Source organism: Peribacillus sp. NPDC046944, assembly GCF_050272735.1.
GTDB lineage: Bacteria > Bacillota > Bacilli > Bacillales > DSM-1321 > Peribacillus.
In genome coordinates, this window is the sequence record NZ_JBNNML010000005.1 from 222,138 (window position 1) to 237,325 (window position 15,188).

The 15,188-nt window shown below is 40.0% G+C and carries 13 protein-coding genes; 1 reads left to right on the forward strand and 12 read right to left on the reverse strand.

What is annotated here, in order from left to right; genetic code table 11:
- Window positions 1–157 precede the first annotated feature (157 nt).
- The 11 genes from ACQKIC_RS11560 to ACQKIC_RS11610 form a co-directional block, all read right to left on the reverse strand.
- Window positions 158–2,548: a YhgE/Pip family protein gene (locus ACQKIC_RS11560; RefSeq protein ID WP_427591232.1), complete on the reverse strand. Its 2,391-nt coding sequence runs from the start codon at window positions 2,546–2,548 to the stop codon at window positions 158–160.
- Between the two features lie 319 nt (window positions 2,549–2,867).
- A complete protein-coding gene (locus ACQKIC_RS11565; RefSeq protein WP_402958727.1) occupies window positions 2,868–3,866 on the reverse strand; it encodes an NAD(P)H-dependent flavin oxidoreductase in 999 nt (332 codons plus the stop codon).
- Window positions 3,867–4,024: 158 nt separating this feature from the next.
- A complete protein-coding gene (locus ACQKIC_RS11570; protein WP_402868682.1) occupies window positions 4,025–4,765 on the reverse strand; it encodes a Cof-type HAD-IIB family hydrolase in 741 nt (246 codons plus the stop codon).
- Window positions 4,766–4,884: 119 nt separating this feature from the next.
- The gene (locus ACQKIC_RS11575; RefSeq protein WP_427591229.1) at window positions 4,885–5,880 is read right to left on the reverse strand and encodes a cation diffusion facilitator family transporter; all 996 of its coding nucleotides are present in this window, start codon (window positions 5,878–5,880) and stop codon (window positions 4,885–4,887) included.
- Window positions 5,881–6,080: 200 nt separating this feature from the next.
- Entirely contained in the window at window positions 6,081–6,851 is a 771-nt protein-coding gene (locus tag ACQKIC_RS11580) for a hypothetical protein (RefSeq protein ID WP_427591228.1), read from the reverse strand.
- Between the two features lie 178 nt (window positions 6,852–7,029).
- Complete coding sequence (locus ACQKIC_RS11585) at window positions 7,030–8,289, reverse strand: glycosyl hydrolase family 18 protein (protein WP_427591227.1); 1,260 nt, start codon at window positions 8,287–8,289, stop codon at window positions 7,030–7,032.
- 322 nt (window positions 8,290–8,611) lie between these two features.
- Window positions 8,612–9,361 carry a (S)-benzoin forming benzil reductase gene (locus tag ACQKIC_RS11590; protein ID WP_402868690.1) on the reverse strand — a complete coding sequence of 250 codons (750 nt, stop codon included), beginning with the start codon at window positions 9,359–9,361 and terminating at the stop codon, window positions 8,612–8,614.
- Window positions 9,362–9,409: 48 nt separating this feature from the next.
- A complete protein-coding gene (gene cls, locus ACQKIC_RS11595; protein WP_402868691.1) occupies window positions 9,410–10,867 on the reverse strand; it encodes a cardiolipin synthase in 1,458 nt (485 codons plus the stop codon).
- Between the two features lie 248 nt (window positions 10,868–11,115).
- Entirely contained in the window at window positions 11,116–11,379 is a 264-nt protein-coding gene (locus tag ACQKIC_RS11600) for a metal-sensitive transcriptional regulator (protein ID WP_402868692.1), read from the reverse strand.
- A 136-nt stretch (window positions 11,380–11,515) separates the two neighbouring features.
- Window positions 11,516–11,962, reverse strand: coding sequence for a CoxG family protein (locus ACQKIC_RS11605; protein ID WP_427591226.1), 447 nt, complete (start codon window positions 11,960–11,962; stop codon window positions 11,516–11,518).
- Window positions 11,963–12,169: 207 nt separating this feature from the next.
- Window positions 12,170–12,778 carry a flavin reductase family protein gene (locus ACQKIC_RS11610; protein WP_427591224.1) on the reverse strand — a complete coding sequence of 203 codons (609 nt, stop codon included), beginning with the start codon at window positions 12,776–12,778 and terminating at the stop codon, window positions 12,170–12,172.
- A 587-nt stretch (window positions 12,779–13,365) separates the two neighbouring features.
- On the opposite strand from ACQKIC_RS11610, the gene ACQKIC_RS11615 reads away from it, so the two are divergent.
- Window positions 13,366–13,965: a nitroreductase family protein gene (locus ACQKIC_RS11615; RefSeq protein ID WP_427591223.1), complete on the forward strand. Its 600-nt coding sequence runs from the start codon at window positions 13,366–13,368 to the stop codon at window positions 13,963–13,965.
- A gap of 165 nt (window positions 13,966–14,130) precedes the next feature.
- Here ACQKIC_RS11615 and ACQKIC_RS11620 read toward each other — a convergent pair whose 3' ends face one another.
- Window positions 14,131–15,159: an alpha/beta fold hydrolase gene (locus tag ACQKIC_RS11620; RefSeq protein ID WP_427668637.1), complete on the reverse strand. Its 1,029-nt coding sequence runs from the start codon at window positions 15,157–15,159 to the stop codon at window positions 14,131–14,133.
- Window positions 15,160–15,188: the final 29 nt, after the last annotated feature.

The window sequence follows — 15,188 nt, forward strand, 5'->3', positions numbered from 1 at the left end:
AGTGAATTTTCCTGCTTTTCCACGTGTATTCCGTTCTGCAAAAAAAGCCAACACTCTTTAAAACGATATAACGAATGAGACTGGCTCACCATATTGTCGTTGTTATCACCTACACCCATTCAAAAAAATAGCGGACTAAGATTGAGTCCGCCTTCCCTTATACCGCTAACTCTTCTTCTTTAGCTAATGCATTTTTTTGCTTTTTGAACCTTAAGCTGTAGTAAACGATAGATAGAATCAAAGCCACTACCAAGAAAATCGCCAAAGTGCCAAGATTATGCCACATGAAACCATAATCGCCTGTGGAGATAACCGCTCTAAAAGCATTAATCGAATAAGTCATCGGTAAGAATGGTGTAAAGTGTTGCAAGAAATTAGGCACCAATTCATTCGGGAAAGTCCCCCCGCTACTAGTCAGCTGAAGAATCAAAATAAGCAAGGCTATAAAACGCCCCGGGTTATCGAAAGCTGCACCTAGGAACTGGATGATCGCCATAAAAGTGAAGCTGGCCATAATGCTAATCATGAAGAATAGCGGGATGCTTGTAACTTCAATTTCTAAGCCTAATATCAATATCGTATCCACCAAAATGGCTTGACCTAGCCCGACTAGAGCCATGACACTATATTTACTGATAAACCAACCGAACCCATTTTTAGGAATGACGGCTGGATCCCTCAACGGGAAAATAATCGTCAATACGATTGCTCCAATAAACAAGCTCAATGAAACCAAATATGGTGCAAAACTTGTACCATAATTCGGTACATTATTTATTGGCATTTTATCGACTTTAACCGGACTTGCAAACATATCATAGACATCATCATCCGCTTTGATGTCACTTGCATCCTCCGCTCCATCTTTCAACTCATCATGTAATTCTTTTGATCCATCCGAGAGTTTGGCAACGCCATCTTCAAGCTTAATGGCTCCATTGGCCAATTCTCCCATTCCATTGGTCAGGCTCGATGATCCGTCTTTCAATTTATCTGTTCCAGCAACCAGACTTTTCGATCCTTCTGAAAGTTGGGAAGTTCCACTAGATAATTGCTTGGAACCATCTTCTAATTGGTCAAGTCCCGTGACCAAATTATTGCTGCCTTCCGTTAATTGACCAAGTCCATTCTGAGCCGTATCTATGCTTTCACCGAATGTCGTTAAACCGGCTACCAATTGTCCCTGTCCACTTTCTAGTTCACTTGCTCCACTAGCCAGTTTTCCTTGTGCTTCGGACAATTGGCTGAAACCATCACTAAGCGCGTCCGTTCCTTTTCCAACTTGACTGGCACCATCGCTAAGACTTGTACTGCCTTTGGAAATTTCAGAAGCACTAGCTGAAAGTTTACCTACTCCCTCGGAAACTCCCTTGCTTCCCTCATTAATTTTAGTCAATGATGTAATAAGACCTTCCAAACGCGCTTTTTCAGCTGGGTCTTCCGAAGCCTGAGATTGTTGTTTCAATCCGGAAATAACTTCATCGAGCCCCGCAGAAACTTGAGCCGCACCTGTTTTTGCTTCACTGGCAGCAGCACTCCAATCGTTCAATGAAGATGAAAGTTGACTTGCACCCGCCGCTACACCATTAGCTCCTTCAGACAGAGTTGGAAGTTTTCCTTCAATCTGATTGAAACCTTCCAAGGATTGTTGCAAACCTGTTGCTAACGTACCCGTTCCTGCTTCAGATTTCTTTGCTCCCTCTAAAAGTTCCGTTTGTCCTGCTTTCATTTGCCCGAAACCAGAACTGAATTGCTGTAATCCTTGGTTTAGCTCTTTTGAGCCACTCGCTGCTGAACCGACACCATTCGAGAAGGTCACCGATTTTTCGGCCAACTTTTCAAGGTTATTTTGGATTTTAACCGATCCTGACTGAACAGAACTAATTCCTTCATCCACTTTCTCTGCGCCTTCTTTGGCAGAGTTAATTCCGGTACCTAGTTCTTTTGTTCCGTCTTTCACACTATCCGTACCATCCTTCAGCTCACCTGCTCCATCGCTAGCATCTTTAAGGCCGCTGGCAACATCTTGCAAACTATCGAACATCGACTCCGCATAAGTTTTCGTAACTGCTGAAGAAACCTCTGCCTTGATTTTTTCGGATGCGGCATCACCAATCTTAGTGGAAATGTAGTTATAGCCTTCATTAGATGTGTAAATCAAATCCAATTTTTCCGGTTCATCATCTTGCAAAGTGGTTGCATTCTTAGAGAAATCCTCTGGAATTTCTATTTTCATATAATAGTCCAGATTTTTCAGTCCTTGATCCGCTTCTTTTTGACTAACAAAATGCCAATCAAAGTCTTTCTTTTCCTTCAACTCTCCCACTAAATCTTTTCCAATGGTGAGTTCCTCTTCATTAAATTCAGCCCCAACGTCATTATTGACAATGGCGACCGGCAGTTGGTCAACCTTTCCGTATGGATCCCAAAATGCCCACAAAAACGTTCCGCTATAAAGAAGGGGAATACTGATGATCCCTATGATTGAGATTAGTATTATAGGATTCTTTATAATCGCCAAAAATTCACCCTTTAACGATTTAAACATGATTTTCAAATCCTCCTCCAAGAAGTACTGACCAATTCATTCATTCGGTCATTATCTGCGAGTAATATACCATTTCTTATGTTATTTTTCAACCTTTTAATCGTTAGAATTCAAAATGATAACGATTTTCCTGAATGTGGTCATGGATAGGATTTTGGGCTTTGCGTTATTCAGCTATCATCAGAATTGTATATAATGCTCGGAAATTATCCATTCCAAATCACTACCAAATTCATGCAATAGGATCATGTCCAATTAAAATAGAGGGCCCAGTATGGACCCTCTACAACTTTCACAAATCAGCTAAAGCGCTTTCAATTCATCTAGATATGATTCCTTTTATTTTTCCGGCCTGTTCGGTTAATCTTCCAAGGGAATCACGATACTCATTTTCGAGTTGCTTGATAATACCAGCTGTTGTATCAATCTGCTTTATGGCGCCGACACCATGACCTGCAGACCAGATATCACGCCATGCTTTAGATTCCGATGATTTTGACATGCTATCAAAATCGACTTTTTCTTTTTTGGCTAATTGCTCTGGATCCAATCCTTCTTTTCTAATACTTGGTTTAAGCATATTGCAGTTAACACCTGAAAATGCATCAGTCAAAATAATATCATCTTGATTAGACTCTACAAGCATTTGACGGTATTGGTCATTCGCCATGCTCTCTTTTGCCACGATAAAACGGGTGCCCATGTAAGCCAAGTCAGCTCCTGCAGCCTGGGCGGCCAATATACTATGACCCGTACTAATTGATCCGGCGAGTAGAATGATTCCATCCCAGAATGTCCTGACACTGTCCACAAAAGCAAAGCTATTTATTTCACCTGCATGTCCTCCTGCACCTGATGCTACAAGGATTAAACCATCCACGCCGGATTCAGCGGCTTTTTTTGCAAAATCCACACTGCTGACATCAGAAAAAACTAGGCCTCCATAGCTATGTACAACATCCACAACATGTCTTGGCGATCCGAGTGAAGTTATGATGATGGGAGGCTGATGCTTTTTGACCAATTCCAATTCTTCCTCTAGGCGACTATAGGTCCGATGTACTACCATATTCATTGCCCACGGCGCGATTTTGCTGTTTGGATCCTTGTCCCTTGCCGAAATGAGTGTATCATTAATATCACCCATCCATTGGTCCAAGACTTCGATAGGCCTTGCATTCGGAGCTGGAAACGAGCCTATTACCCCATTCAAACAACACTCTTTTACTAAATCCGGACCAGAAATTAAAAACATGGGTGCAGATATGACCGGTAAAGAAAGTTGACTCCACCAGTGCTCAGGAATAGATTTGCTCATCATTATAACCTCCCAATGTTAATATATTACCAAAATATTACACTACAAGAGTATCATACTTCTAAAATACAAAATTTTCAAGAAATAATTGTCCATTTTAACGTGTAGAAAAAAACTGCATATGGAAGGCGATTCCACATACAGCATCGTTTTCATTATTAAGAAAGTACCCATTTACGTATCGCTTTTGCCACTCCATCTTCCTGATTGGTCGAGGTCACCCAATCGGATTCTTCCTTAACGATTTGTTGGGCATTCCCCATAGCTACTCCTATTTTTGCTTCTCGAATCATGGCAAGGTCATTTAGACTATCCCCTACTGCCATGACTTGGTCCATAGTAAGATCGAGCATTGAACAAACACGTTCAATTGCCTTTGCCTTATTTACGCCATGAGCATTCACTTCAATATTCGTTGGGCTGGAATTACTGATTTCAAGATTCTCTTTTGTCCTAAGCTCTTCCATAATCAGTTGACGGATGGCATCGTCCTTGGTATCGAATCCAAATTTAAGCCATTGTGATTCATTAATTTTTTCGGGCATCTCAGCCCGGTAGACACGATCACAGCTGGTTGCCCAGAAATGGGTTCCATGCTTTTGGCTTAATTCCCACATCCATTGTACATATTCGCTATCGACAATATGCCTTTCCACCAATTCACCATCGTTATTGTATATTTCACTGCCATTGACCGTTATTAAGTATGATTGAAGTTCCATGGACTTGGCAAAGTCATTACATGTAGCAAAGGATCTTCCCGTACTCAAAATCACATGAACTCCCCGCTGTTCTGCTTCTTTAATCGTACGTCGATTTTCTTCTGAAATCTCCCCTTTTTCATTTAAAAGCGTACCATCCATATCGAGTGCAACTAATCGTATGTCTATGTTATCCATGAATAAACACCCTTTCTCTTTTCTATGTAGATACCTATAGCATACTGTATCTTGCTGTTCCAAGGAAGAAATCTGATTGTATAGGTAAAAGATCTCTTCTTACTTACTCAAAAATTTGCTCATCTCTTCTTTTTCTCTTCCTTCACTTTGGAATGAATCTTTTCCTGCCAATTTGCAACACCGTCATTTTCATCGAACTCTATAATGACATCCGTGACTCCTCTTTCTTTGAAGATTTCTGCAATCAATCTGTCCTTTATCATATCCGCTTCAGCAATCGTTATATGCGCATCCAGCTCAACCTCAAGTTCCACATGAAAGTTTTCCCCTTCTTTAATAACGGCAAGTTTCTGAATATCACGAACTTCTGGATCTTTCATGACCATCGTTCCGATTTTCAGGCGCATATCAACGTCAGCTTCACCTAGTGCACCTGCTGCATTTTCAAGGAATACCCGACCCACTACGTAAAACATTCCGAGTCCAATGAATACAGAAGCTATCCCTTCCGCTTGCCTAAAAGGAGTGAAATTCGCCAGTAAAATCGCTATAATTGCGAGTAGACCACCACCTGTCGCTACCATATCTTCCATAAACACCAGTTTTGTGGCTGGTTTTGCACGCCTTAAACCCGAAAAGCTTTTAACTATAACCGCAGCAGCCCCCTTTGCTTCGATATTCACTTCTTTAACCACTTCTTTCATTGCTTTAAACAGGACATAGGATTCAAGGACAACCGCTGCGAATAAAACGGTTAAGTTAATGACAATCCCATTTGATTCAGTAGGATGCAAAATATGATGGAAGCCTTCCTTTATCGTTTCATAAGACATGATCCCAACAATCAATACAGCTCCTAAAAGCACCAGGTTCACCAAACGGCCAAAACCTTCCGGGAAGCGCTCTGTCGGTGCCTTTTTACTTAAGGCAGAACCAATGAAAACGAAAAACTGATTGGCAGCATCCCCCAAAGAATGGAGTGTTTCGGCGAACATCGCGACATTTCCGGTCATAAAATAGGCAATTCCCTTTAAAATGGCGATGATACTATTAACACAGGCTGCAATAAAAGCTGATTTATTGCCCTGCTTAAGCAATAACATTAATTTTTTCATATCAGGCATACCCTCTTCACTTTTTATGATTTCATAAGTTGTATTATCTCCAAAGCCATTTAAATGAATCATAATAAAAGCAAAACGGGATTGTACTTACAAAGGGCCATCCGACGCCGTAATTCGAACCTTTTGTAACACAAAAAATGGTAGTAGACCAAGGGCCTATTACCACTTTTTTAAAAAATATGATTATAGAATCAAGCTTCCATGCTTTTAACCAGTTTGGATGGGTTGTTCACTTTATAACGAATTTCCTTATTGTATTTCTTCTCTACGACTTTTCCGTCAAATTCTAGAGCGTCGCCTTCTATAAGTTCAGCTTTTTTTAAAGTTTTGCTATAACCACACCATGCATCCCCAATGAGAAGTTCTGGATCCGAGGTAACTTTTACATTTTCTAATAAGATGACTTCATCCTCTTCACCCGTAAAATGATTCATTTTGGCTGTAAACTCTTTGACTGTTGCCGTAAAATGAACTTTTTCAGCAGGTAAGTCCAATTTCGGTTTAGCCGGTTCCTTTTTACTCTTTGACTTTTCCTTTTTTTGTGTAGCTTTCGGCGCTTCAGTGCTGCTCTTTCCAGGGTCCTCTGTTCCCTTACCTTTCGCATCCTGTACAACTTCGGTCAAAGACCCTGGAGCAGCAGGACCGCTCAATAATTCTTTCCCAAAATTCGAACTTTGCATTTCCTTTAAATAAGCGGGATGAATACAGCTAAGCCTGCCATTATCAAATTCGACAACAATAGTATCCAGACCATTTCCATATTGTTCATAACCGGCCAACTTTACTTTTGTTTGAAAGCTTCCACTTTTATATAGTAATTCTTTTTTTACTGATCGAGCAGTGAACAGTTTCCACTCTACCCCTTTTGCAATATAATCCTCTTCATCTGAAAAAGAGATATAATCTCCTTTTGGTTCAATATAGTGAACCAGTTCCTTAGTTTCTGCTGGAGTTTCAGCCACAGTCAACACTCCTATTTTTTCTGTATGCTTATATATTAGCAAAGGAATGGCAAGTTGCAAATGAATGGGCATGATTTACTAAAAACTTCTGTCATTACTCTGTATGCTTTGAGTGGTATTACATAAATTATTTCTGTCTCTCATCGTTTCCCTATTCGTATCGAAAAAAACTGTATAACTATTTTATTATCAAAATATTCTCCTGTATATATGCCCAATTCTGTGGAAAACGCAAACCAATATGCCAATAGGTGGTACCAGCCAGTTCATATGCATCAATCGCTTGATATTTTGCAGTTATTGAGCGAATATCTTCAAACCAAACGATATGTTCTGAGTTTTCTTTTGTATATGAGTAAGTAGGAGAGGCGGCTTTCCTATCAAAGCGAATTTCTGAATTTGTTGCGATTGCTAAGTTTTGGGCATTTTGTGCTGACATCGCGCTCGTCTCATTGCTAGGGACGAGCCAACCATATCCGTACATAGGAATGGCTACCTGTAATTTATTCGCAGGCATCGTAGATATAGCATACTGGATGACCTCAGTCATCCACCAAATAGGGGAAATTGGTTCTGGGGGGCCGGTCGGGTAACCATAATCGATGGTCATTACGGCGACTAAATCGGCAACCTTTCCAATGCCCTTATAATCATGTCCGCCAACAATTCGATTTTCTGGATTATCTTCCGTTTTCGCATGTACATTAACTTGTAAAATCAGTCCGTTCAATTCCGCTTTTAGCTCTTGTAAAAAAGTCACATATTCCTCCCGTTTACCTGGAGGGACGAATTCCAGGTCCATACTCACTCCGCCATACCCTTTTTCCTTCACGAAATTCATCATACTTGTGATGAGATTTCTACGATAAATGGAACTGGTGAGGACATCACCCGCCAAGTCCGCATCAAAATTACCGTTTTGAAAATTACGAATCATCAATAAAGGTGTCACTCCATTTTGTTCACATTTCTCTATAAGGGGTAAATCGTCACCTTCTATATAGGCAAAGCCTGCCTGCGTAAATGAATAGGCTACAATAGCCAGATAGGTTAGCTTATCCCCGTTCTCCTCAAGCATTTCAAACACTGTACCGCTTGAAACTGGAAAAGAAAATCCCATCGTAATCAATCTTTTCTTATAGGGGGAAGGAACGAGTATTCTTTCCCCTATCTTAAGTATGGCTGATAGACCCGGATTAGCTTTTTTAATGGCTGATACGCTCGTCATATATCTCTTTGCAATCCCTGAAAGCGTGTCATTCTGTTTGATTAGATATGTACGGTTTCTAACTCCTGTCTCGGGGATATATAGGGCTAAACCAGGAACCAGTGCTGTCGTTTCCAGACCATTCACTTCCACTATCCTTGCAGAATCAACCTTGTACTTTTGAGCTATGGCCTCTAAAGTATCTCCTCTTTTGACGACCTGGATTGTCATCTCACCCTCCACTCCTCACAAAAGTAAATGTAAAGTTATACTAGTGTCACTACACTTTTCATTTTGACCTTTATCATTAATGTATTCTATTGATATGGCCTAAATGTGTAATTTCATCTAATTAGTTTTAACATGAGGATAGCAGGGATGTAGCTTGTACCCTTAGACGCTGTTATGTAAATAGGAGCTTAGTTTCACACTAGAGGAGAGGCTTTGATTTTTCAACAATTCCATGGATAATCAGGTTCTAAGGAAGGCAAAAGGGACCTTCTATATGGAGGTCCCCTTTTACTAGAGCTTATTTGCTACCTATTCATAAAGATCAAAGTAATTGATTGAGTTCGTAAAACTTCCCATTTTCCAACTTATTGACCTCTAACAATTGCAACAGTTTTTCTGCCACGAGTTCTGGGCTCCTCAACAGCCCCTTTTCCTTATAGTCATGAAATTTAGTTCTGTCTGAAAAGTCCTTTTCATCAGCAGAACGGATGGTTTCTTGCATTCCTGTATCCATCACCCCTGGTGAAAAAGATATGAGCGTCGTCGGATAAGTTTCTTTCTCCTGTTCTAGTCCAGCTACACGGGTGAACATTTCAAGACCCGCTTTTGTACTGCAATAGGCTGCCCAGCCATGATAAGGATTCTTGGCTGCTCCTGATGAAATATTGACCATCACCTTTTTTTGTTTCCATTCCTTTGTACGTTTGATAAATGCATCCGCCAACACAACAGGTGCCATGAAGTTCACACGTAGGCTGAGTTCTATATTTTCTTGTGCTAAATTCCCAACTGTCTTGATTGGATCAATAACACCTGCGTTATTGATAAAATAAACATCACTATCTTCATCCAATTCTGTAAAAATCTTATCGATTAATGGCGCAAGTTGTGAACCGTCGAATAGATCCATATAGATGAAACTAAGCTTCGCTCCGGCCATAACTGCTTTTTCAGCCATTTCAGGATGAGGGGTACGAGAAATTAAGATACAATGATTCCCGTCGCTCAAGCACTGCTCTGCTAGAGCTGCTCCTAGACCTCTTGAAGCCCCTGTAATTATAAAAGTTTTCACCGCAATATCCCGCCTTTTTCTAAATGTATTTTTATCCGATACACCACATTATAAAATCGGTGATACCAGTCTCGCGATGGACTCCTTAAATCGAATCCACTTAGAACGTTTTTCAAATTCTTCTATGGTTAACGGTTTGGAAACCTCTATATCCCTATAAAAAATCTTCGTCAATTTTTCGGCAATTCCTTCGTCATAAATGAAAGCATTCACTTCAAAATTCAGTTTAAAACTTCGGACATCGATGTTTGCCGTCCCGACCGAAGAAACTTCTTCATCCACGACAATCATTTTTGCATGGATAAAGCCCTTATCATAGATATATACTTTAGCCCCTGCCTTTAATAACTCTCCAACATTATAGAGGGTTGCCCAATATACGAAAAGATGGTCAGGTTTATTGGGAATCATGATATTTACATCAATACCCGATAAACTTGCAATTCGGAGCGCATCCAATAAGCTTGCGTCCGGAATGAAGTAAGGAGTTTGAATAAGAATTGAATGTCTCGCTGAAGAAATTAATTTAATATAGCCATTCTTTATTTGTTCCCATTCCGAATCGGGTCCGCTGGTTACAATTTGCAAATCGGTAGTACCTTGATAAACAGGGGTCGGAAAATAATGCGGTTGATAGGTTATGTCATGATGCTTCGATGCTTGATTCCAATCCAGAATGAAACGGGTTTGGATGGCTTTAACTGCAGGGCCCTTGATTCGAAGGTGTGTATCACGCCAATATCCAAATTTGGGATTCAACCCTAAATATTCATCTCCTACATTAAAGCCGCCAACATAACCGACTTCCCCATCAATAATGACGAGTTTACGATGATTTCGAAAATTCAAGCGTAAATTTATGAATTTCAACTTAGATGGAAAGAACGCTTCCACTCGCCCACCTGCTTGTCTAAACTCCTTAAAAAAGCCTTTTGTCAATTTCCTCGATCCCAATTCATCATATAATAAGCGGACCTTCACTCCTTCATTGGCTTTTCTGGTCAAAGCCTCGATGAACCGCTTGCCCAGAACATCTCTTTGGATAATGTAATATTGAATATGTATATGATTTTCAGCCGCTTCAATATCCTTAAAAAGTTGTTCGAACTTTTCTCTTCCGTCCGTAAAAATATCAACCTGATTATCTTCCGTTAATACGGCATCATTATATCGAAGGTGCATATAGATCAAATCACGATAATGGCTCGATGAATTATTACGATATGGAAAATCGTCTGTGCTAAGGTCAATCATTTGTTTTTTTAGGATTTCCTCAATCCCGATCTTCTTTTTGTCCTCCCACTGAAACAAGTGGGCGTGTCTCAAACTCGTCCCGAAAAGGAGATATAAAATAAAACCAACAACGGGAAGGAAATACAAGACTAACAGCCAGGCCCATGTGTTGCTTGCTTCTTTTCTTTCAAAAAATATTACGACCGTGGCAAATAATATATTTAAAATAAGAATGAGACCGAATAATACGGATGTAATTTGCGTTATTTCCATGGCAATTCCCTCACATAATTTTTATCCCTTTAAGAATAACACGCAAATCCTTTTATAACAAAGCGATATCGTGCTCTAACTGGCCAAGATGTAGTTGCATTTCCCGAGATTTCAAATAAAAAATCCAGCTTCCCTATATAAGCGGTGCTGGATCCAATCCATTAATGAAAATTGATGATACCTACGTAATCCTCTACCCATATTATGATTTGCCTCTACCATGTAAAAGTAAGAAGAATCTTTAATCATCAGCGACTTTTCACCAACAAATTAACTGCTTCTTTAACAAGATCATCAGGGTTCTTGTCTCCAGACTCGTTTGCTTCGCGTACACACTCTACAAGATTGGAGCTTACAATTACACCTATCGTCCGATCTATGGCAGATCTTGTAGCAGACAATTGGGTGATTACCTCCCTACAATCCTTATTATCCTCCATCATTTTCAAGATACCCCGTAGTTGACCCTCTATCCGTTTAACACGGTTCTTCATTTGCTTTTCATATTCCATGTGAGGTTTACCTCCTATTTCACTTTACATCCTTTATCTTACCACGTGCTTATTATTATGTTCATCCCTTTTCACAGAGTTTAAACGTATTTTACATCTAATACCCCATGACAGATGTTTTAGCCAATGTACCAAATCACTTTTTTTGCAATTGAAGCCTTTGAGCAATGGTTTCAGCAAATTCAACCGTCATTTGTGGGACATGGGATTTCATTAATGCGTTGATAATAGGGGCCTTTGCTCCTTTTGCTGTAATATCTAAGCACCCAGTCATCTTTGTTCGCTTCATTTCTACACTTTCAGCCAAAAAGTAACCATATCCATCAAACTTCTCGTTTATTCCCTGAAGATTGAACGTGATCTTATTTGGTACTTGCCATTCCATTATCTCAACTGCCAACTTGATTTTCTTTTTCATTAAACCGAGATCACTCTTAAACTCCCAAATAAGGGTGCGTTCATTTAACAGTTCGTGCTTGATATAGCCTGGCACTAGCGGTGCCCATTGTTCAATATCACTGACAAATGCCCAAACTTTCTCAATAGGTATGGATAAGTCAATACTATGTAATCCTTCTGTCACTGGGGGTCCCCCTTACATATTTTACTACATCATCAAACCCTATGCCTTCCATACATTATTAGAACCCCTTTAAATCCAGAATGTCCTTGAAAAAATGAGCCATGCCACCTGAAATGGTTGCCTAATTCGCAAGAAATCTTCTCTATGAAAAAGGACGATATCTATTGATAGATATCGCCATTTGTCAAATTAAGGGTCGAGGGGGAATCAAGGACGTTGTAGTTCAAATAACTCCCCAAGTTTCGTATAAGTTTGTCCAGCCAAACGAGCTACCGGCTTAAGGCCATTCTGGTCGATTCTTCCTTCATGATAGATGCCTTGGTCGATATGATAGCAGACTACTCTACCTATTAATAAATCACAGCCTGGATCGTCCACTGAACCCGCTAAAGGAATAGCTCGTTCCAATTTACATTCAAAACGCACTTTTGCTTCTTTCAAGCCAGGCACTGCCACTTTATCACTAGCAACAGTGGTAAATTTAGTGAGAGTTAATTCACTCTCTTCAGGTCGGAGCTCTGCGGCCGTTTGGTTAACATCTTCAACAATGTCCTCATCTGTGATATGAACGATGAATTCCCCACTTTTAATCGCATTTCGGGCGGTATCCTTTTGGACTCCTTTTTTTCTTTGAACAGAAACAGAAAGCATGGGAGGATTGGAACTGACTATATTGAAAAAACTAAAAGGTGCTGCATTTATTATGCCAGTTTCTGATTGTGTCGTAATAAGAGCAATGGGTCTTGGAATTATACTCCCCGTCAGAAATTTATAATTTTCCCGCTCACTTAAGCTTTTAGGATTTACTGAAATCATTTTTTATCCCCTCTCAATTATCATTAGTGCTCAGATCAAAGAATAGCCATGATCACCTCCACAAAGAGAGTGTGAATGGACCACCTCATTGCCAAACCCTGACTGAATTCCTCTTATATTTTCATACTCTTACTCAGAAATACTTATTTATATGATTCGTCATCTCTTCTTCGCGAAAGAACATCTCCTATGTACTCGGACCATAGCAAAAGTTGCGCCGCAAACTCACCAAATGCCTAGGCGAGCGATTCCGTGTCCTCAATTGTAAACACTCCTCGCTAGGCTTAATGAATCCCAACTACGACCATGAATAACCACGCCGAACCTGCAGAATTCGTTGAAACACCGGGCGGTCTCTATGAGGATCGAGTGAAAGCTATCTATAATTCTATTATATAGAAGAAAAACAAAAAGTCAGCCTGCAATTGCAGAAGAAGACGGATTTTACTCGCTGCTTATACCCCACTTACCTACCCTCACCAATGCCAAAAGTAAACACCATTGGCCTGAATCCATTTATTTCTTAACATATTCCTACCATTACGAGGCACCATAATTATGTAGTAGATTTAATGGAGGTTAGTAATATGAAGAAAGATTTTTGGCAGGCGATTGAAGATAGACGGTCCTATTATGGAATCAGCAAAGAAACGGTTGTCCCAAATAGCAGGATTAAGGAAGTGATCGATCATGCTGTTCAATATTCCCCAACAGCTTACAATTCTCAAAGTGCAAGAGTAGTCGTTCTAACAGGTAAAAGCCATGATCAGTTTTGGGATATCACCAAAGAAACCCTCCGAAAAATCGTTGACGAAAAAGACTTTAAACAAACAGAAGACAAAATGCTTTCCTTTAAAAATGGATATGGAACTGTACTATTTTTTGAAGATCAATCAATAGTGGAACATCTTCAAGAAGCATTTAAATCATATGCGGATAAATTCCCTATATGGTCCAATCAATCCTCAGGCATGTTACAATTTGTGGTTTGGACCGCCTTGGAGGGAGAAGGATTTGGAGCCAGCCTCCAGCATTACAATCCATTAATTGATGAGGAAGTTACAAAAACATGGGATTTGCCGAGGAAGTGGAAACTAATTGCGCAGATGCCATTCGGAAAACCAACTGCTGAGCCAGGGGATAAAGAAATCGTTCCGCTTGATGAGCGAGTGAAATATTTTCCATAAAGAAAGGCTGGTTCATGAGTGAGCCAGCCTCATTTGTTCTAAATTAAAGTTCCCCTGCAAAAAACCTTGAGAATATGACCGATGCAAATCCTAAATATCCTAACACTGACATAACTTTATATTCATTATTTTCCTTTATCATGGTATATAGCCCCCTTCTCCGTACTATTTTACTTTCTTGATGGGTGAAGATCGCGCAGGAAGCCACTCTTTAAGATACTGGGGTAGCTTACCGGCATAGTTGTTGGAAGCATGTCCACTTTGAAGGAGTTTGTAGGTTTTGTCCTTACTTTTTAGAAGCTTCATTATGGGGAAAATCATTTCCTGTGGTACTAAACGGTCGTTTTCACTTGCAACCACTAGAACATTTGCATCAATATTGGTGATTTTTGCTTTTTCACCCTTCACTTTCAAGTGTCCCTTAACCAGACGGTTATTGATAATAAGGTCATCTGTTAGTTGTTTTGCAACTGCACCAGATAAAGGGACATGACCATTCGTCCAAGCGTTGAACCTACGCCAGTTTTGAACATATTGTTCATTATCCGCTTGATTTAGCAAAGATAAATATGGAGAAAAGTAAATAGGTGAAGTGATTAATCGAATGCCATTTTTCACCCCACTGGCCGGTATGACTTTCATGATGTCAAGCACTTCATCAAAATTGGCACTTCCATCCCTCATCGATGCCTGCCATTGATCGAATACTTGCGAATCACTAAAATCGATGGGTGTCACCGAAAGAATCAGGTTTCTAATTGGCTCATTTGCAATAGCAGCATACATCGTAGCTATCGTCCCACCCAAGCAAAAGCCCATTATGGAAATTTCCGATGCACCTGAGTGAAGAAGCGCACGCCGTACCCCACTCCGGATATATTTTATAATATAATCATCTATCGTCGTATCTCCGTCTTCATAGCCTGGACTACCAAAATCAATCAAATACACTTCGAAGCCTTCGTTAACAAAAGCTTCTATCAAACTATTTCCTGGTCCTAGATCAAGAATTACAGGTGTATTAATCAATGAATAGATGAGAAATACTGGTACTTTATATTTTTTTTTGATCGGCGGATAATACCATAATGTTGATTTGTTCTTGTTCCAAACCCGTACCCTCGGTGTAGTGCCCATTTCCGGCATCGGCTGATTTGGAATATCCAAAAAGTGTTTCCATTTAGGCGTCGCCATAGTTTTACGACCTGATTTATTCATTTCCT

Excerpts from the sequence above, each read along its gene's own strand:
- ACQKIC_RS11615 (WP_427591223.1), top strand. The coding sequence starts at position 13,366 with ATGAAGAAAGATTTTTGGCAGGCGATTGAAGATAGACGGTCCTATTAT.
- ACQKIC_RS11570 (WP_402868682.1), bottom strand. The coding sequence starts at position 4,765 with ATGGATAACATAGACATACGATTAGTTGCACTCGATATGGATGGTACG.
- ACQKIC_RS11565 (WP_402958727.1), bottom strand. The coding sequence starts at position 3,866 with ATGAGCAAATCTATTCCTGAGCACTGGTGGAGTCAACTTTCTTTACCG.
- ACQKIC_RS11620 (WP_427668637.1), bottom strand. The coding sequence starts at position 15,159 with ATGGCGACGCCTAAATGGAAACACTTTTTGGATATTCCAAATCAGCCG.
- ACQKIC_RS11610 (WP_427591224.1), bottom strand. The coding sequence starts at position 12,778 with ATGATTTCAGTAAATCCTAAAAGCTTAAGTGAGCGGGAAAATTATAAA.
- ACQKIC_RS11600 (WP_402868692.1), bottom strand. The coding sequence starts at position 11,379 with ATGGAATATGAAAAGCAAATGAAGAACCGTGTTAAACGGATAGAGGGT.
- ACQKIC_RS11585 (WP_427591227.1), bottom strand. The coding sequence starts at position 8,289 with ATGACAATCCAGGTCGTCAAAAGAGGAGATACTTTAGAGGCCATAGCT.
- ACQKIC_RS11560 (WP_427591232.1), bottom strand. The coding sequence starts at position 2,548 with ATGTTTAAATCGTTAAAGGGTGAATTTTTGGCGATTATAAAGAATCCT.
- cls (WP_402868691.1), bottom strand. The coding sequence starts at position 10,867 with ATGGAAATAACGCAAATTACATCCGTATTATTCGGTCTCATTCTTATT.
- ACQKIC_RS11575 (WP_427591229.1), bottom strand. The coding sequence starts at position 5,880 with ATGAAAAAATTAATGTTATTGCTTAAGCAGGGCAATAAATCAGCTTTT.